The 16,586-nt window shown below is 63.0% G+C and carries 15 protein-coding genes and 1 pseudogene; 7 read left to right on the forward strand and 9 right to left on the reverse strand.

The window, feature by feature from the left end:
- Positions 1 to 102 precede the first annotated feature (102 nt).
- Complete coding sequence (locus tag ACFWO3_RS09970) at positions 103 to 1,779, forward strand: alkaline phosphatase D family protein (protein ID WP_378576729.1); 1,677 nt, start codon at positions 103 to 105, stop codon at positions 1,777 to 1,779.
- Here the strand turns inward: ACFWO3_RS09970 and ACFWO3_RS09975 are convergent.
- Together ACFWO3_RS09975 and ACFWO3_RS09980 are read right to left on the reverse strand one after the other, a co-directional pair.
- The gene (locus ACFWO3_RS09975; protein WP_378576731.1) at positions 1,754 to 2,566 is read right to left on the reverse strand and encodes a family 1 encapsulin nanocompartment shell protein; all 813 of its coding nucleotides are present in this window, start codon (positions 2,564 to 2,566) and stop codon (positions 1,754 to 1,756) included. The two genes, ACFWO3_RS09970 and ACFWO3_RS09975, sit on opposite strands and share 26 nt — an antisense overlap.
- Entirely contained in the window at positions 2,563 to 3,591 is a 1,029-nt protein-coding gene (locus ACFWO3_RS09980) for a Dyp-type peroxidase (protein ID WP_378576733.1), read from the reverse strand. Before ACFWO3_RS09980 ends, ACFWO3_RS09975 begins: the two co-directional genes overlap by 4 nt.
- A gap of 175 nt (positions 3,592 to 3,766) precedes the next feature.
- Between ACFWO3_RS09980 and ACFWO3_RS09985 the strand changes: the two genes are divergently transcribed.
- Complete coding sequence (locus ACFWO3_RS09985) at positions 3,767 to 4,609, forward strand: siderophore-interacting protein (RefSeq protein WP_378576735.1); 843 nt, start codon at positions 3,767 to 3,769, stop codon at positions 4,607 to 4,609.
- 245 nt (positions 4,610 to 4,854) lie between these two features.
- Positions 4,855 to 5,502, forward strand: a complete 648-nt coding sequence (locus ACFWO3_RS09990) for a hypothetical protein (RefSeq protein ID WP_378576737.1) — start codon at positions 4,855 to 4,857, stop codon at positions 5,500 to 5,502.
- 52 nt (positions 5,503 to 5,554) lie between these two features.
- Here the strand turns inward: ACFWO3_RS09990 and ACFWO3_RS09995 are convergent, their stop codons facing one another.
- Both ACFWO3_RS09995 and ACFWO3_RS10000 read right to left on the reverse strand, forming a co-directional pair.
- Positions 5,555 to 6,778 (reverse strand): hypothetical protein, encoded by a 1,224-nt coding sequence (locus ACFWO3_RS09995; RefSeq protein ID WP_378576739.1) that lies wholly within the window; start codon positions 6,776 to 6,778, stop codon positions 5,555 to 5,557.
- A gap of 12 nt (positions 6,779 to 6,790) precedes the next feature.
- Positions 6,791 to 7,621: a hypothetical protein gene (locus ACFWO3_RS10000; RefSeq protein WP_378576741.1), complete on the reverse strand. Its 831-nt coding sequence runs from the start codon at positions 7,619 to 7,621 to the stop codon at positions 6,791 to 6,793.
- A 1,283-nt stretch (positions 7,622 to 8,904) separates the two neighbouring features.
- On the opposite strand from ACFWO3_RS10000, the gene ACFWO3_RS10005 reads away from it, so the two are divergent.
- The 3 genes from ACFWO3_RS10005 to ACFWO3_RS10015 all read left to right on the forward strand — a co-directional run bounded on the left by ACFWO3_RS10005 (position 8,905) and on the right by ACFWO3_RS10015 (position 10,931).
- Positions 8,905 to 9,252 (forward strand): helix-turn-helix domain-containing protein, encoded by a 348-nt coding sequence (locus ACFWO3_RS10005; RefSeq protein WP_378577333.1) that lies wholly within the window; start codon positions 8,905 to 8,907, stop codon positions 9,250 to 9,252.
- A gap of 144 nt (positions 9,253 to 9,396) precedes the next feature.
- Entirely contained in the window at positions 9,397 to 10,149 is a 753-nt protein-coding gene (locus tag ACFWO3_RS10010) for an Ltp family lipoprotein (protein ID WP_378576743.1), read from the forward strand.
- Positions 10,150 to 10,256: 107 nt separating this feature from the next.
- A complete protein-coding gene (locus tag ACFWO3_RS10015; protein ID WP_378576745.1) occupies positions 10,257 to 10,931 on the forward strand; it encodes an SIMPL domain-containing protein in 675 nt (224 codons plus the stop codon).
- Positions 10,932 to 10,946: 15 nt separating this feature from the next.
- Here ACFWO3_RS10015 and ACFWO3_RS10020 read toward each other — a convergent pair.
- From ACFWO3_RS10020 to ACFWO3_RS10040, 5 genes and pseudogenes are all read right to left on the reverse strand, one after another.
- A pseudogene (locus ACFWO3_RS10020) lies at positions 10,947 to 11,862 on the reverse strand (TauD/TfdA dioxygenase family protein).
- 30 nt (positions 11,863 to 11,892) lie between these two features.
- Positions 11,893 to 12,957 carry a PhnD/SsuA/transferrin family substrate-binding protein gene (locus tag ACFWO3_RS10025; RefSeq protein WP_378576748.1) on the reverse strand — a complete coding sequence of 355 codons (1,065 nt, stop codon included), beginning with the start codon at positions 12,955 to 12,957 and terminating at the stop codon, positions 11,893 to 11,895.
- Positions 12,958 to 12,982: 25 nt separating this feature from the next.
- Positions 12,983 to 13,726: an ABC transporter ATP-binding protein gene (locus tag ACFWO3_RS10030; RefSeq protein WP_378576750.1), complete on the reverse strand. Its 744-nt coding sequence runs from the start codon at positions 13,724 to 13,726 to the stop codon at positions 12,983 to 12,985.
- Positions 13,716 to 14,576: an ABC transporter permease gene (locus tag ACFWO3_RS10035; RefSeq protein WP_378576752.1), complete on the reverse strand. Its 861-nt coding sequence runs from the start codon at positions 14,574 to 14,576 to the stop codon at positions 13,716 to 13,718. The genes ACFWO3_RS10030 and ACFWO3_RS10035 overlap by 11 nt, the downstream gene beginning before the upstream one ends.
- Before the next feature lies 1 nt (position 14,577).
- Complete coding sequence (locus ACFWO3_RS10040) at positions 14,578 to 15,516, reverse strand: TauD/TfdA dioxygenase family protein (RefSeq protein WP_378576754.1); 939 nt, start codon at positions 15,514 to 15,516, stop codon at positions 14,578 to 14,580.
- 351 nt (positions 15,517 to 15,867) lie between these two features.
- On the opposite strand from ACFWO3_RS10040, the gene ACFWO3_RS10045 reads away from it, so the two are divergent.
- Complete coding sequence (locus tag ACFWO3_RS10045) at positions 15,868 to 16,398, forward strand: hypothetical protein (RefSeq protein ID WP_378576756.1); 531 nt, start codon at positions 15,868 to 15,870, stop codon at positions 16,396 to 16,398.
- Positions 16,399 to 16,586 lie beyond the last annotated feature (188 nt).

The following is a 16,586-nucleotide window of genomic DNA, read 5'->3' on the forward strand; positions in this document are numbered from 1 at the left end:
GGTCGAGGAGCTGCGACCGAGCAACGCCTGCCACAGCCCGTCCACTGCCTGGTTCGGAGAACAGCACGTGCCGACTCGATGCATCTGCGGTAGACCTGATTCATGTCCTCGAGTTCTCTGATAATCGGACCGCTGCTCCGCTATACCGACGAGACCAGTGCGGTGATCTGGGTCGAGGTAGCAGCCCGTTCCACCGTTGCCGTCCACATCGGCGATCGCGCCTGGCACGCCGCCACCTTCTGTGCCCACGGACATCATTACGCATTGGTGGACGTGGACGGCCTGAAACCCGGTTCGTCGTACGAGTACACCCTGACAGTCGATGACCTAGAGGTGTGGCCGCCTGCCTCCGGTGATGGCGCGGACTACCCGCCGAGCGTCATCCGCACTCCCGACCCCTCGCGGGGGCTCCGGTTCGCGTTCGGTTCGTGCCGCACGAGCGTCTCGCACGACGAGGTGTCGAACAAGACTCACGGCGTCGATGTCCTGCGGGCGTTCGCCCTCCGCATGATGGACGGGGACGATCACCCCGACTTCGTCCTCTTCCTCGGTGACCAGGTCTACGCCGACGAAACTTCGGCGGCGATGCAAAGCTTCATCGCTTCGCGCCGGAACCTGGACGAACCGCCGGGCGTGGAGCTTCAGGGTTTCGAAGAGTACGCCCACCTGTACTCACTGTCGTGGAACGATCCCGCAAACCGTTGGCTTCTTGCGACGCTGCCGAGCGCCATGATCTTCGACGATCACGATGTGCGCGACGATTGGAACACCTCGCACACGTGGCGGCGGCAGATGGAAGCCACCGGTTGGTGGAAGGACCGCATCATCGGTGCGCTCGGGTCGTACTGGATTTATCAGCACCTCGGCAACCTGTCGCCTTCGGACCGTGCCGAGGACGAGATGTGGCAGTACGTGCTCGAGCTTCGCGCGCGCGGCAAGGACGACATCACGGACCGACTCGACGCATTCGCAGACCGAGCCGACGATCAACCGGACAGCTATCGGTGGAGCTTCGCGCGCGACCTCGGTGCTTCCCGGTTGATAGTGATCGATTCGCGGGCGGCCCGCGTACTCCGACCGGACGCTCGTAGGATGCTGGACCAGAACGAAACGGACTGGTTGGACGCCAGGATGCATGGCGACGTCGACCACCTGTTCGTCGGCACGTCCCTTCCCTATCTGTTACCGAACGGACTGCACGCATTCGAAGCGTGGAACGAGGCGGTTGCCGAAGGGGTCTGGGGCCGACGAGCCGGCCGGGTCGGTGAAAAGATTCGGCAGGGCTTCGATCTCGAGCACTGGGCCGCATTCCAGAACTCATTCCGTCTGCTCGCCGACGTGATCATGGAAGTGGCTGATGGAAAGCGCGGAAAGCCGCCGAGTTCGGTGACTTTCCTATCCGGCGATGTGCACCATTCGTACCTCGCGCAGGTCGACCGCGAGGAGGGCGGAAGCACGATTCTGCAAGCCGTGTGCTCGCCCATCCGCAACCCCCTTCCCCGCTGGATCCGGGCGGGGCAGTCGCTGACGTCGAAAAAGCCGGTGGTGGCTATCGGCCGCGCCCTGGCTCGGTCTGCGAAGGTTCCGAAGCCACCGTTCGAGTGGCGTCTCACCGCCGGCCCGTGGTTCGACAACATGCTCGGCATGGTCGAGGTGAACGGACCCCGGCTCGACATTTCGTGGTCGACCGCCCACCAGGACCACACCGGCACCACGGTGGGCGTCGAGCACGTCTCCACCCTCGCGGATCGAGCTACTTGCGCTTCTTCGGCCGAGTGAGCGCGACGGACGCCTCGCCGGTGTAGGCCAGGAACGTCAGCGACTCCTGCAGGTACAGCTCCACCGTGTCCGCGGTGTGCGAGGTGTATCCGATCGAGACATCCTGTCCTAGTTGCAGATCGAAGTCTCCGCCGCGGGTGGTGACGACGAAGGCACCCTCGATGGCAGGCGCCCAGATGATGTCGCCCTCGATGAGCCGCTTGAGGTGCTCCCGGATCGGGTAGCCGTGATCGGAGGTTTCGCTGACCTCCGTATAGGTTTCGGCGTCGAGCAACACCGAGTACGGGCCGTCCACACCGGCAAGGCGAAGCTCGGACAGCGCCTTGCTGATCGCGTTCGGGAGATCGCGCACGTCGGCAGGCAGTTCGATCGGGGCATTGCTGCTGTTGGCGCGGATGCCCTCGATCTGACCGGCCGCGTAGCCCTCGAAGATGGCGCGGTCCTCGACGAGCGCCAACTTGTTGGCAGCGTCCTTCACCGGATCCCAGTCGGAATCCTGCGATCCGCGCTCGACATCCTCGATGTCCTGGCGGTTGAGAGTGAACGGAACTCGCAACTCGACGAGCGGCTTGGTGAGCCGAATACGTGAGGACACACCATCACTGGGCGGATCGACCTTCTGAGTATGGCCGGTGCCGACGCAGGACTGACCGGGGCCGTGGGGCCCGTTCACGTCGACGATGCGTCGTCCGGCGATGTTCCGCTTGAACGTACGCGTGGCCTCCTCCTCGATCTCCGCCCACGCGGCGTCGGTGACGGGCGCGAGTTCGCGAAACAGGTTGTTCATCGGAGGACGCTCCTTTTCAGACTGCCGATTGCCAGGGAGCCGGCCTGGACCGGTGCTTGCGGTACCTCTTCGGGCTCCTCGGCCACCTCGGGCGGCGGAGGGAGTTCGTCGAGGAAGTCGATGGTGGGGGCGAAGAACAGGCCCCCGGTGAGTGCGGTGGAGAAGTCGAGAAGACGATCATGATTTCCCGGCGGGTCGCCGATGAACATGTTCGTCAGCATCTGCTCGGTTGTCGCCGGATCGGAGGCGTAACCGATGAAGTAGGTGCCCATGTCGCCGTCCTTGAAGGTGCCGAACGGCATGTTGGCGCGGACGATGTCCAATTCCTCCCCGTTCTCGTCCTCGATGACGTTGAGGGCGATGTGCGAGTTGGTGGGTTTGACGTCGTCGGACATCTCGATGTCGTCCATCTTGCTGCGCCCGATGACCCGTTCCTGCTCCTCGGTCGAGATACCCTCCCAGGCGTCCATGTCGAATCGGTACTTCTGCGCGATTACGTAACTGCCGCCGGTGAACTCGGGGTCGTCGTCACCCACCAGGGCTGCGTCGTCCCCTTCCTCCCCGGAGGGGCTCTCGGTTCCGTCCATGAAGCCCAACAGGTTTCGACGCCCGAACGAGAGAAAGCCATGAACCTCGTCGACAACCGTGGTGACGTCACGGAGCTGGTTCATGATCTGACGACCGACCTCGAAACACACACTCTGCTCGTCTCCGCGCACGTGGAAGAGCAGGTCGCCGGGCGTGGAGGGCATGTGGTGGGTGTCGCCGTGCAGTTCCTCGAGCGTGTGCAGGTGCGCGGGGCGCGCGCCGGAGAACAAGCGATCCCACGCCTGCGATCCGATCCCGGTGACCACCTGCAGGCGAACACCTGCCGAACGAAAGTCCACGGCCCGCGCGATCCCGGAGATGCTCTCCAGCAGACCGCGGGTTGCTTCCTCGCCACCTTCGTCGATGGTCAGCACCAGGAACAGCGCAGCCTGAGTCAGCTGACCAACCACAGGCTGCGGTTGCACGGGCTCGGGCATCCGGTCGACTCCGTTCCGATCGAACGATCAGTTCATGATTGGCCATCTGGTCGCAACAATCGTATCGGAACACGACGGCCGGGGAGGCCATGGTGCCTCACTTCACCACAGGTCAGAGGAGTTGTTTAGGCTATCCATAACGGATTTCGAGGCACAAGCAGAGGAGAACACCCAGATGTCGAGGGACCGACACATCGAACGTATCGGCGAGGTACTCGGCGGTCGATCGGGCGCCAAGGTGCCTTACCCGGTAGGGATGCGAAACCTCACGGTGCTGCGAAAGGAGATGGTCGGTTCGGCTCTGCTGCGGCTCACATTGGGCGGTTCCGAGCTGGAAGGTTTCGAGAGTCACACCGCAGACGAACATGTGCGCTTCGTCTTTCCGGACGACGACGGGACTCTTCGCCTGCCCGAGAAAGACGGACTTGTGCTGAAATGGCCACGTCCCATGCCGATTTCACGTGAGTACACCGTGCGTCGCTACGACGCAGAGTCCCTCGAACTCGACATCGATTTCGCCCTTCACAAGGGCGGCTTTGCGTCCGACTGGGCCGAGGCGGCCGAGCCCGGCAATCGCATCCACGTTGCCGGCCCTCCCGGCGGTCTCGTCGTTCCCGACGCTTACGACCGCTACCTCCTTGCCGGTGACATCACCGCCCTTCCGGCGATTGCGCGTTGGCTCGAGTGGTTGCCAGGCGAAGCCTCCGGGTGGGCGTTCATCGAGGTCACCGATTCCTCGGAAGAGATCGCCCTGCACCCACCGGCGAACGTCGAGGTGCAGTGGCTGCATCGGGGTGCTGCCGAGCCGGGTACGTCGGACCTCCTCGAGAAGGCCGTCTGCTCCGTCACCGTTCCCGAGGACGAGCGAACGTACGCATGGGTGGCCGGTGAAGCGACGAGCCTGAAGCCGATCCGCAAATGGATACGAAACGAACTCGGTCTCGCGAAGGACGACTGCGACATCGCCGGTTACTGGAAGAAGGGCGTCGCGGACTTCGACGAGGACCACGAGCACTGAGCGACCACAGCCGACGTCACCGTCATCGAGACGGATGACTACAGTCGACTGACGCTGTCGCACTGGGGAGGGTACGTGTGAGTGAGACCAATACCAATGTGGCCAGACCAGCGGGCTGGCCTACTGGAAACTGGCGATCACCCCAATACCGTGCGCGGATGTTCTGTTCGTACGTCTTCTTCGCGCTTGTCTGTGCAGTCTGCGTCATCGGCGTAACACTCTCCTTACGCGAAAACGACACGACCATGGCCAAATACTGTGCCGCCGTCATCGTCTTCGTCGCGCTGTTGATCGCGTTCAATCTCACGTACCGACCGAAATCGAACGGCCGCTTGACGGTCCGTGACCGGGTTGTCCGCGGCGAGACCGCTCCCACCATCTCGTACTCGCGACGGTCTCCGGCCATGCTGCGCGCCGTCACCGGCGTCTTCGGACTGATCTTCGCGACCGCCGCGTACGACAGTCGCCCACAACCGGACCCGGACGCCATCCTTCCGGTGCCGGAATCGGACGGTTACGGAACAACTGCGGTCTACGCGCTGGTGGCGCTCTACTTCTGGAGTTGCAACCTCGCCTTCGTCTTCGGCCGTCTCCAAGTCGGCTATGTCGCCTTCACATCGGAAGGCATCTACCAACGCGGGTGGTCCTTCGAATCGTTCTTACCGTGGCGCGCTGTCCTGGGCGTCCATTCGGCCTACCGGGAGTACCCGATGACGTTGATCATCGCGTACAACGATTCGTGGGAGCGTCGGTATACGGCGACGTGGCCATGGAGAATCGATCGTCTACCGACGGTTTCTCTGATCGAAATCGACCATCGCAAGATGGGCGACGATGCGGTGCGCATCCACGACTATGTCACTGCGAAAGTTGCGGAGCGATCAGGCCGCTGACCCTCCTCCAAGATCTCGGCGGCGGCGTTCGACTACCAGCCCGAATCTTCCACTAGCCGTCGGCCCACGGGTCTTTGCCGCTACCTACGTCGTACCCGTCCTTCGGACGGTCCAACGTGCTTCCGAAGTCACTGACGTTCTTGATATCCATCGCTACTGCCGCTCGTCGCGTTGCGTCGTCAATGCGACTCGTAATCGGAGAAAGCTTCTCATCAAGCTTTTCGTGTGCCTTGCCGACAGGGTCCGCGATGGTCGACAGAAACTCCTTGACGCTGTCCACCATCACCCGAATCTCGTCGACCAAGTCCAGGATCATGTCACCGACGTCCCAGATGATCTTCCCGAGCGTTGCCGCCTGGATGGCAGGAACCTTTCTTACGAGGAACTTGATTTTGCCTGCAATCCCATCGAGGCTCACTTGCGACTCGAGGAGTTCTTCCAGCTTTCGGATCACTGTCTTGATAGCTTCGCGGATCTCCTCGGCGACAACACCAAGACCCAACGCGATAGTGCGGCCGACTGGACCTTCCCATCGCATGGCTTCACTCTGTTTGCGCGCATGGTCCTCGAACGCCAAGGCCGCCTTGCCGTCCCAGTGTTGCCCCACTCGGTTGACACCGTCGTCCAGATTCTTGGCCGATGCTTCGAACGCATTTCCTGCGATCTTGTACGCCTCGCCGATCCGATTCAGTTCGGTCCAATTCCCGGTGATCGGCTTGAGGACGGTGCCGAGCGCATCCCATTCGACTCCAGCCATTCGGGTGGTGCTCTTGATTGCCTCGTTCACGTCACCCAGCCAGCCGGATGCCTCACTGATCAATGCAGCCAGGTCTTCCCTGTTCGCCGAGGGCTCGTCAAGATTTATCTGCTCGACCTTGGGGAATGCGGTCACAACGTCGTACGCGGCGGTGGTTCCCTCCACCTCGACATCGGAGTTGTACGTCGACGAGCGGCCACCGAGCTGTTTGGTGTGTTCGTTCAGCGCAGCGAAGTTCTTTGCCTCCTGGTCGTCATACATCCAGGCAGCTTTGTTCAGTTCCAACGACGTTTGGGTATTCACTCGCGCAATATCCGACATCCGCGCCTTGGTGCGCTCTGCGGCGGAGGTGAAGGGCTCCAGCAAGGTGCTGATGATGGGACCGGAGAAGAACTCACCGGGTGGTCCGTTCTTACCGACGAAATCGGCAATGCTTTGACTGTCTTTGCCGATTTCCGCGAACGCGACACCAAGCCCGGCCACGTACTCCGGCTCTGCCCTGAACTGTTCCCCGCTCATCAATCTCCCCCTCTATTCGGCCCGCTGAAGCGACCCGACAATATTGTTCACGTCGTCATCGGTCAGCGCTCCCGGCGCTCCGTCTCCATGCTTTACGAACAGTGTCGCAACTTCAGCGGTTGCGTATCCGCGTGTCGAAACGACGTCGAACCCGGCTTCGCGCACATCGCACGAAGTTTGCGGTTCGATTTCGGTGACTTTCGCTGTGTATCGGACAGCCGGACTACCGGAGACTTCCAGGTCGAACGGGCCGGAAATCTCCACAGACACTTTCCCGTTGGACTCTTCGGCGAAAATGTCCTCCGCCTTCTCGATCGCTTCTTTGGCTGCTGTGCCGATATCCGTGCCATTACGCCCCGTGATACCAACGTCAGCCAGCGTGGAACCATTGCGCTCGGGGCAGAAGTTGTACTTGTAATCGCTCACGGAGCCGTAAGTAGCGATGTCGTTGCCGTTGCCGTCCGTCCACCCCAGGACGCGGCTCGCGCTGGGACGCCAGTCGCCGCCGCCCGGCACGGTATACGTGAGACCGAACTTGGTGGGTACCGGCTGAGGCTGCCCCTCGGGTGATTCGACCATCGCGGGCGGACGTCTCAACGATGGAAACCCCTCCGGTAACGGGGCCGGCGTCGAGGTTTGCGGATTCAGAGTTGGCGCCGTCCAACCGGACGTGGTCGCTGCCGACTCTCCCTCCGCGCGCGCCTCTCCCCCTAGGCTGCTCCCCTTGTTCGTTACCCAAGTGATGCCGTAGAGAAGCACCACGATCGCGATCAGGCACAGGCCGATCGTCGCGAGTGGAGCGATGAGTCCGTGCTGTTTGAGCTTTCCGAAGATTCCCCTCACCGGCAAAGGGTACCTAGGACCTCGATGCAGTAGTCCTGCACCTGGGTGAGGGCCGAGCGCCGGTAGACCGTTACCATCTTGCTCGAATGCGACGGGCGTTTCAGCCCACGGGGGGACAGATGAGAGAGCCGGACTTGGATCCGACGGTCGACGCAGCGTTTCGGAAACTATCGAACGCAGCGGAGCGGCTCGCCACAGCGAGAATCCGAACCGATCGAATCGAAGTGAATGAACTCGTCAATGAGCCCATCGAGGTCGACGACCAGTTCATGTTCAATCTCGTCGGACTACCCGGCGCGTCGGCTGGGTTGAAGGCATTCGGCCTACGCGTACATGCTGGTGAATGCCGTTGGTGCGATATAGAACGACTCTCGGTTCCGGTTCCGCCCGAAGTCGCCGAGCTGAAAGCATCGCCCAATCTCGTCTGGAAGTGGGGCTCGCACTCGTCCCCGGCTCCGGCTCCGCTAGAGCACACTGCCCCAGGGAGTGTAGGTCCCTCGGACTGGCCGGAGGATCACGACGAATATCCCACACCAAAGTCCTGGCTTGTTTGACACCGCGCCGCCCGACTACGGTCCCGCGCCTGCAGTCGCTTTCCCGCTTCGCCACGTGAGCCATCCGAATCCGTCGGAGTGGCTACTCAAACACAGACGCGAACTTGAAACGGATCTGCCGTCCGTATGCGTGCTTCACGGGCAACGCGGGACGCGTACGGCGAAGTGGCACATTCCATCCCATCCGCACATCCCGTGGGACGACTACTCGTTGAGACGGAAGATACTTCACGAAATCGTTCACCACAGGTCCGAGACTGCACACGGCCAACGACGCGGCCGGAGGATCCGCGCCGAGTCCTGTTGGGCGTTGTGCCCGATCTGTCGGCGGTATCTCTTCCGGCGACGAATGGCGAGTGTCCTGCTTCTCGTGCTCGTGGCGATTGTGATCACGACACGAATATCGCCGCTGTCCGCGTGGGTACCGGAACCATTCCTCACGTTCACCTTGATCGGCGGTGTAGCCCTCTTCATACCGGCAATGAGGTGTTTGAACGCATCCCCCGAGATGACCCGCGCCCAAGTCTCCGAGGACGGCTCCGCCTTACAGGTCCACAACCCTCACCCCGAATATGCACGTGAAGCAATCGCGATGGGCGCCCAGTGGCTACCGGATCTTACCTTGCCGACCAATATGTATGGCCTGCGCCCGATCATGTAGAGGCAAGTAGCGAGGCCTGCAATGCGGGTCGGCGATAGCGGGCCGTGAAAGACTCGATCGGTATGAGCATCGATCACGTCGTTCCCGCACTGAGCGCCGATTCCGCGAACGCGCTGGCCACCGTCGCCGATTCCGCGAACGACGACACCCTGGTGAGCCTTGCGGTCGATGGTGTCGACGTTCCCCTCGACTCGGCGGTACGGGATGCGCTCGTACGATTGTTGAGCCTGCTCGGCGAGGGACAGAGCGTGACACTGGGAACGGTAAGCGAACTCCTGACCACGTCCCAGGCCGCGGAAATCCTCGGCGTCTCCGACACCTACGTCCGCCGTCTCGCCGACGCCGGGACACTCCCCACCGAAATGCGCGGCACCCACCGACGCTTCCGCCTCTCCGACGTCACGGCATATCGATGATCTCGATCTTCTGTCGGTTCAATGACCGATACCCGCAACGGCCCGTCGGTAATAGCTTGAGCTGATACCGGTCGGATGACCGACCGGGATGGTGTGGCAGTGGCCCACCTGGCAAGGATCGAACATTCCGAAGGCAGTTGAGCAATGACCACACCGGCCGGATGGCATCCGGACCCTCAGGGCTCTGGACAATTGCGTTGGTGGGACGGGGAACAATGGACGTCCGCGCTCCAGCCGAATGCTAGCGGGACGCAGGCGAACCCGAACACCGGAGGGCCCAAACGCAAGAAGTGGCCGTGGATCGCCGGCGCGGCAGTGGTCCTGTTCATCGTCATCGGTGCGGTCAATGCTCCCGACAAGAGCGAGGACGTGGAAGCCTCGAGCGACCCATCGACCGTTGCTGCTTCCAGCAGCCTGTCGAGTGCGGTTCCGAGCACGACCACGTCGAGCACGACGGAAAGCACCACCACAGAGCCCAGCGCTACCACCACGATCGAGGCCCTCCCGCCGGCACCGATACAGGTGACACCGGCCGAATCACCGGCTCCGGCTCCCCCGCCCACGGCCGAACGCGAAACCACCACGCAGGCACCGGCCAACTCCGGAATGACGAGTGGGCAGCGAAATGCCGCCCGAGCAGCTGAGAACTATCTCGACATCAGCGCGTTCTCACGGCAAGGACTGATCGAGCAGCTGGAGTACGAGCAGTACTCGACAGCAGATGCGACGTTCGCCGTGGACCACGTTGCGCCGAACTGGAACGAGCAAGCCGCCAAATCGGCTCAGCAATACCTCGAAATATCGGCCTTCTCACGACAGGGACTGATCGATCAGTTGATATACGAGGGCTACACCAACGAACAAGCTATTTACGGCGTCGACCAGGCTGGCATCTGAATCGAGAGCTTCGCCGAGAGGGTAGTCGTCGAACAATCCCCGCATCGGGATGTCGGCGAGCGACAATGGGTATCGCCCGAACTCTTCGACGAAGGAGAACGATGCCCATGGAGGACAACTCGCGCCCACTCGTGATCACCGTCAGTGGTGAGGGCGAGGAGACGTACCCACCGGAGCGCTGCACCATATCGATCACGGTGTCGGTCGAGTCGGAATCGGCGGAGGAGTCGGGCGACACCGCATCTGCGACCGTTCGCGAACTCACGCAACTGGTCACCGAACAGTTCGACAGCGAGAACGGACCGATCAACTGGTGGTCGCTCGACCAGGTCCGGCATTCGCGCCACCGGCCCTACAACCGCGACGGCATCCAACTCCCCTACGTTTATCGCGCAACTGCCGAGCTCGACGTGAAGTTCAATCTGTTCGACGCTATCGAGAAGTTCGTGAAGGACGCCTCGGTCCTCGAGGGTGTGCAGATCGGGCACTTCGACTGGGCGCTGACGAAGAAGAGCTACCGCGATCGGATCACGCATGTCCGCGAACTGGCCGTGCGAGATGCACAGTCGAAGGCGGAGACCTACGCCCGCACAGTTGGCCGCAATCGGATCGATCCGGTGGAGATCGCCGACCCTGGACTTCTTGGAACCCGCACCCGGTCAGAGCTGGCGCCGATGAGTGCACGAGGATTCGTCGGCAGCGCACCCGACGACGGAATAGAGCTCAAACCCGAACACATCACCCTGTCGGCCCAGGTGCACGCCAAGTTCGAGGCCAGGTAGGCGCAATCGCCGTCCTCAGATCGCCTCGAACGGTTCTCCTTCCAGGGCCACGGAGTCGCGTCCGTCCGGGCCCTTGGGCACGTCGCCGACGAGGGTGACCCGATAGAGGCGTCGATCGTGGTCTAGCGTGAGGTCCTGAGGGGCAAGGTGCACGGCGGCACGGTTGTCCCAGAAAGCGATGCTGTCCGGGCTCCCATTTGAAGCGCACCGTGTACTCGGGACGAGCGAGTTCGTCGTAGAAAAGTCCGAGCAGTCGTCGGCTTTCGTGCGGTGTCACGCCGACGAGATGCGTGGTGAAGCCCGGGTTGACGTACAGCGCCCGCTCCCCCGTCTCGGGATGCACGCGGACCACCGGGTGCTCGCTCACCAGTGGCCGCTTCTGCACACGACGCAGATAGTCTTCGCTGGCGTTCGCGCCGTCCGGCGGTGAGAAACGGTGCACGGCGCGCAGTTTGTCGGCGAAGGCTCGCAGCCGCTCGGACAGTCCTTCGTACGCTGCGACCGCGTTGGACCACTGGGTGTCGCCACCGTAAGGCGGGATGGTCTCGGCCCGAAGGATCGACGCGGCCGGCGGGTTCACCGCGGCCGTCACGTCGGAGTGCCAGCCCGGCTTGTCGTAGCCGCGAGTCTTGAACCGAGCTTTGAAGCGGTCCTTGAAGATCGGGTAGATCGTCGGGTAGTCCGGGTCCGGGATCGAGTCGAACAGCGGGTGCGCCGGGGTCACCGAACCGAAGTAGGACGCGAATCGCAGGTGTGCGTCGTGGTCGATGAATTGGTCGCGGAAGAACACCACCTTCCACTTCAGAAAGGCCTCATGGATGGTGGCCACCTCGTGGTCGGCCAGCGGTCTAGTCAGGTCGACGCCGTGGATTTCAGCTCCGGTCCAACCCGATTGGGGACGCACGTCGATGGCGGTGGTCGTCTGTGTCATTGTTCGATCCCTTCCGAGGATGCGCGAGTGTCAGCTGGGGATGGCTTTGGGGGTGACGCCGTCCGCCTTGTTCTGGTCTTCGACAATCTGGTTGTAGCGACCGTCGACGTACGGAGCGATGTCGACGTGAGACTTGATCGTTCCGGTGTCGAGCAGCCCGTCGGCGACCTTCTGGAACAGGCCCGTCGAGGCGTCGTCGATCGGATAGAAGGTGCTCGTTCCGATCGTGTCGAGGAGTTCTTTGCCCTCGTCGTAGGTGATGTCCTGGGTGTCTACGTAGTAACCGTTGATCCATTCCTCGGGGTGCGCATCGGACCAGTTGCTTGCTGCCACAGCACGTCCGATGTAGTCGCCGATGGCGGCGGCCTTCGCCGGGTCCTCGAGAGTGTCGCGGCGAACGATGAGGCTTTCGATGCCGGTGTTGATACCCGTGCCGTCACCGAGGAGCGGCGGCTTGCCCAGCTTGTAGTACTGATTGCCCAGCACGATTGCGGCATCCACGGCACCCGCCGCGAAGGTGGGCACCACCTCGGCGCCGGCGAGTTCCACGGGCTGCACGTCGGTCTGCAGGTCGAGACCGGCCTTCTTCAGCAGCGACGCCGTGATCATGTGGCGCCCGGATCCCGGCGGGTAGGCCACCCGCTTGCCGCGTAGGTCCTCGATGCTGTCGATATCGCTGTCCGGTTGCGCCACGAGGTAGTAACCGCCGCTGCTCCCCGGGTTGGCCTCGAGACCGACGGTGACGATGTCCGTGACGCCGCTGTTGACCGCGATCGGTACGGGCGCCTCACCGATCGACCCGATGTCCGCTGCACCCGATCGGAGCGCCTCGATCACCGCAGCGCCGCCGCTGAAATCGGCGAAGTCGACGCCGTACGGCACATCCTTGCCCGCCCCCGACAGGTTCCACGGCAAGGATTGATCGGCGTTCTGCTCGGCGACGACCAGCTTGGTTCCCTCCGGAACCTCCGTCTGGGCTGCGATGGTGACGTCGCCGACTGCTTCGTCGGATTCGCTGGCATCCGACAGTCCGCAGCTGGTTGCCACCACCGCGATGGTGAACAGCGACAGCACGCGAAGAGGTAATAGCTTCATCAGAGATCTTTCTCGAGGTGTGACGTCAGAGCGCCGCATCGGGTTCGTCGCTCACTCCGAGTTCGCGGAGCAGGCGTCGACGTAGGGTGCTGCACTCGTGGGAATCACGGGTTCGCGGTTGTGGAACATCGACAGGTGTGTCGAGCGAGATGGTGCCGTCGGTCAGGACGATCACCCTGTCTGCCAACAGAATTGCCTCGTCGACGTCGTGGGTCACGAGGAGGACGGCCGGCTGATGGCGTCGGTAGAGCTTCTGCAGCAGACCGTGCATCTTGATCCGGGTGAGTGCGTCGAGCGCTCCGAACGGTTCGTCGAGCAGGAGCAGTTCGGGTTCACGGACGAGCGCCCGCGCGAGAGCGACACGCTGCGCCTCGCCGCCGGAGAGGGTGCGTGGCCACACTTTCGCCTTGCTCTCGAGGTTCACCTCGCCGAGTGCGGCGATGCCCTGCGCCTTCGTCTGGGCTGTGGAAGGAAGCCCGACGGTGACGTTGGTCAACACCTTCTGCCAGGGCAGCAACCGTGGTTCTTGAAACACGATGGCCTGCTTGGCCGGAACACGAACGTAGCCGTCCACCTCCGAGTCCAGCGCACCGAGCGCTCGCAAGAACGTCGACTTTCCGGATCCACTGCGTCCCAACAGGGCAACGAATTCACCGGCGCCGATTTCGAGGTCGAGGCCGGAGAGAACCTGATGGTCTCCGAACGCCTTTCGCACGTCCCGGGCGATCACCACAGGCTTGGTGGCGGCCGGGGCCAGATCAGTTGCCATCGTAGGACCGCCTCCAGGTGAGCAGGCGCGCTTCGAGCCAGCGGACGATGAAGATCGACAGCAGGCCGAGTATGGCGTAGACGGCGATGAGCACGAACACCACGTCGATCTGGAAGTACTCACGGGCGTCGGTCATCATGCGGCCGAGGCCCTTCTTGGCGTTGATCGTCTCCGCGAAGATGAGCGACAACCACGATGCGGTGAGCGCCAGCCGAAGTCCGACAAGGAATCCGGGAAGCGAGCCCGGCAGGATCACCTTCCGAACGAGCTCACCGCGTGAGACGCCGAACGAGCGCGAGGCTTCCACCAGTCCGGCATCGACGCTGCGGATGGCACTGAACGTGTTGACGTAGATCGACACCGCCACCGCGAGAGTGATGAGCAGGACCTTCGGGACTTCGCTGATGCCGAACCACACGATCAGCAACGGCACCAACGCGAAGTTCGGTATCGCCCGCAGCACCTCCATGTTGGCGTCGACGAAGTTCTCCCCCACCCGCGACAGCCCGGACACGAGCGCCAGCACCAAGCCCAGAGCGATACCGAAGACCAAGCCATAGCCGACTCGCAACAGGCTGATGCTCAGGTGCTCCTGCAGGGAGCCGTCGGCGATCAACTCCCACGCCGTCGTCACCACCGACAGCGGCTTGGGAACCGTTCGTTCGTCGAACACCCCTGTGCTCGAGAGGATCTGCCACAGCACGACCAACAGGACGGGTCCGGTCAGTCGCTGCACCGAGCGCGGCACCCACGTCTTGCGGACGGAGGATCGGACGGCTGCCGTCGGGTCGATCAGCACGGTGTCGGGTGACGTCACCTCCTCGGCCGGCCGGGTGAGGGTGGTTGCCATGTCAGGCTGCCCCGAACCGCTCACCGGAGATGGACTCCGACTCGCGGCCGTCGACGCCCACCGGGACATCGCCCACGAGGGTGATGCGGTGCAGCACGCGGTCGTGTCCGAGGTGGTCGACGTCGCGAGGCGCCAGGTGCAGAACAGCACGGTTGTCCCAGAAAGCGAGACTGCCCGGCTCCCACTTGAAGCGCACCGTGTACTCGGGGCGGGCCAACTCCTCGAAGAGCAGGTCCAGGAGGTGCCGGCTCTCGCGCGGCGACAGGTCGACGATGTCCTTGGTGAACGACGGGTTCACATAGAGAACGCGCTCCCCGCTCTCGGGGTGGACGCGGACCACGGGGTGGATCGAGGCCAGCGGGTTGCTGCGAACGTGGTCGCCGATCTTCTCCGAGCTGCGCTCGGCGGAGAAGTTCGCGCCGAAGCGGTGCTCGGCGCGTAGGCCGTCGATCAGTTCACGGAGCGGTTCGGACAGGCCCTGGTAGGCGGCTGCGACGTTGGAGAACTGGGTGTCACCGCCGAACGGGGGAACCACCTCGGCGCGCAGGATCGAGTGTGACGGCGGGTTGATCAGCGGTGTCACGTCGGCGTGCCAGCCAGGGCCGTTGGCGCCCTGCTTCTTCCGATAGTTCACGCCGTAACGCTGGTCGTAGGCCTTCGGTGAGACGGTGTGAATCTCAGGGAATCCAGCCGGGGCGGCGTCGCCCTCGTAGGGGTGACCGGGCGTGACGTCGCCGAACTGCTTGCCGAATGCGATCTGCTGCGCGTGATCGAGCGTCTGGTCGCGGAAGAACACGGCCTTCCACTGGAGCAGCGCCTCGCGGATCTGCTGGACTTCGCTCTCACTGAGCGGATTCGACAGATCCACACCGGTGATGAGAGCGCCCGTCCAGCCGGACTGGGGCTCTACTTTCAATCGGGTGTCGGCGGCAGCAGTCATCGGAATCGGTTCTCCTCGTTTGCAAGTCGAACGACAACCGCGGGGCTGTGCGGCGTCGAAGTGATTGCACCGACCGTAAGCGGACCCGAGTCCGATTCCACGGGTTAGATTCAGCGTGATGAGATCGCGGTCGGGTCTGGTGGTTGCGCTTCCCGAACCTCTCGGCCGCGCCCGCTACCAGGGGTAACATGACACTCAGTCGGGTTCCGACTCGGCATGGGGAGGCACGATGAACAACTCAGCGTCGGGGAAATTCCGAGCTTTCCGGCTTGCGATCGGTGCTGCTGCGGCAGTGCTAGCTGTTGTGGTTCATGAGGTTGGTGGAGACGAGGTCCCATCCTCGGCGCGGTCTTGATCTTTGCGGTCGTCGCCATCGTGGTGGGTGTCGTCGTGGTTCTTGGGAGCGACCATCGATCCCAGTCGGACGCGGCCCGGCATGAACTGCAATACGACGGCAAAGACCCACGGGGGCTCGATGGCGCCGACAGTCGCTGCGCCGACCCGCCTCCCAGTCTCGAGGTCAAGGCGAGCCGCCCTCCGGTTCTCGGACCCGACGGCACGGTCGTCGGGGTGGTCGAGGTGCGGACGTCCGCAAGTTGCCCGGGCGTGGTCTGGGCTCGCGTGCCGTGGAACAACGACCGCGGCGAGGCGGACCCCAGTGCCGTCTACCAGATTCCCGCAGGCTGGGTCCTGCACGTCGTTACCCATCGGCCCGGCACTGCAACCAGCGTCGACACGCCTGAGCCGTCGGTCGCCGGACCGATTCCGTATGGACTGAGCACCATGCTGACGACGGCTCGGGGCTGCGTCTATGTCGAGGCCTACTTCTCGAATGGCGACGACAGGACGGTCTCGGCGCTCACTCCGTGTGTTACGCCCTGAGGTGCGCCGATTGTCGACGTGACTATTCGGCTCAGTACTCCAGGTATTCGGACTGAGGCGATGATCCCGAGCACGATGTCGCTACGGCAGATTGTCAGTGCCCTCTGGCATGCTGATTCACGACCAAACGAGCGATCCGAAAACCTTTCGCACATTTGTTCGAATAATGGTAAAATTGGCATCACAGA

This window comes from Rhodococcus sp. NPDC058521 (assembly GCF_042719695.1).
Taxonomy (GTDB): Bacteria; Actinomycetota; Actinomycetes; order Mycobacteriales; family Mycobacteriaceae; genus Rhodococcus_F.

What these genes read in the sequence shown, in the direction of transcription:
- ACFWO3_RS10035 (WP_378576752.1), bottom strand. Translation starts at nt 14,576, where the DNA reads ATGGCAACCACCCTCACCCGGCCGGCCGAGGAGGTGACGTCACCCGAC.
- ACFWO3_RS10030 (WP_378576750.1), bottom strand. Translation starts at nt 13,726, where the DNA reads ATGGCAACTGATCTGGCCCCGGCCGCCACCAAGCCTGTGGTGATCGCC.
- ACFWO3_RS09970 (WP_378576729.1), top strand. Translation starts at nt 103, where the DNA reads ATGTCCTCGAGTTCTCTGATAATCGGACCGCTGCTCCGCTATACCGAC.
- ACFWO3_RS09975 (WP_378576731.1), bottom strand. Translation starts at nt 2,566, where the DNA reads ATGAACAACCTGTTTCGCGAACTCGCGCCCGTCACCGACGCCGCGTGG.
- ACFWO3_RS10040 (WP_378576754.1), bottom strand. Translation starts at nt 15,516, where the DNA reads ATGACTGCTGCCGCCGACACCCGATTGAAAGTAGAGCCCCAGTCCGGC.
- ACFWO3_RS10025 (WP_378576748.1), bottom strand. Translation starts at nt 12,957, where the DNA reads ATGAAGCTATTACCTCTTCGCGTGCTGTCGCTGTTCACCATCGCGGTG.
- ACFWO3_RS10015 (WP_378576745.1), top strand. Translation starts at nt 10,257, where the DNA reads ATGGAGGACAACTCGCGCCCACTCGTGATCACCGTCAGTGGTGAGGGC.
- ACFWO3_RS09990 (WP_378576737.1), top strand. Translation starts at nt 4,855, where the DNA reads ATGGCCAAATACTGTGCCGCCGTCATCGTCTTCGTCGCGCTGTTGATC.
- ACFWO3_RS09980 (WP_378576733.1), bottom strand. Translation starts at nt 3,591, where the DNA reads ATGCCCGAGCCCGTGCAACCGCAGCCTGTGGTTGGTCAGCTGACTCAG.
- ACFWO3_RS09985 (WP_378576735.1), top strand. Translation starts at nt 3,767, where the DNA reads ATGTCGAGGGACCGACACATCGAACGTATCGGCGAGGTACTCGGCGGT.
- ACFWO3_RS09995 (WP_378576739.1), bottom strand. Translation starts at nt 6,778, where the DNA reads ATGAGCGGGGAACAGTTCAGGGCAGAGCCGGAGTACGTGGCCGGGCTT.
- ACFWO3_RS10010 (WP_378576743.1), top strand. Translation starts at nt 9,397, where the DNA reads ATGACCACACCGGCCGGATGGCATCCGGACCCTCAGGGCTCTGGACAA.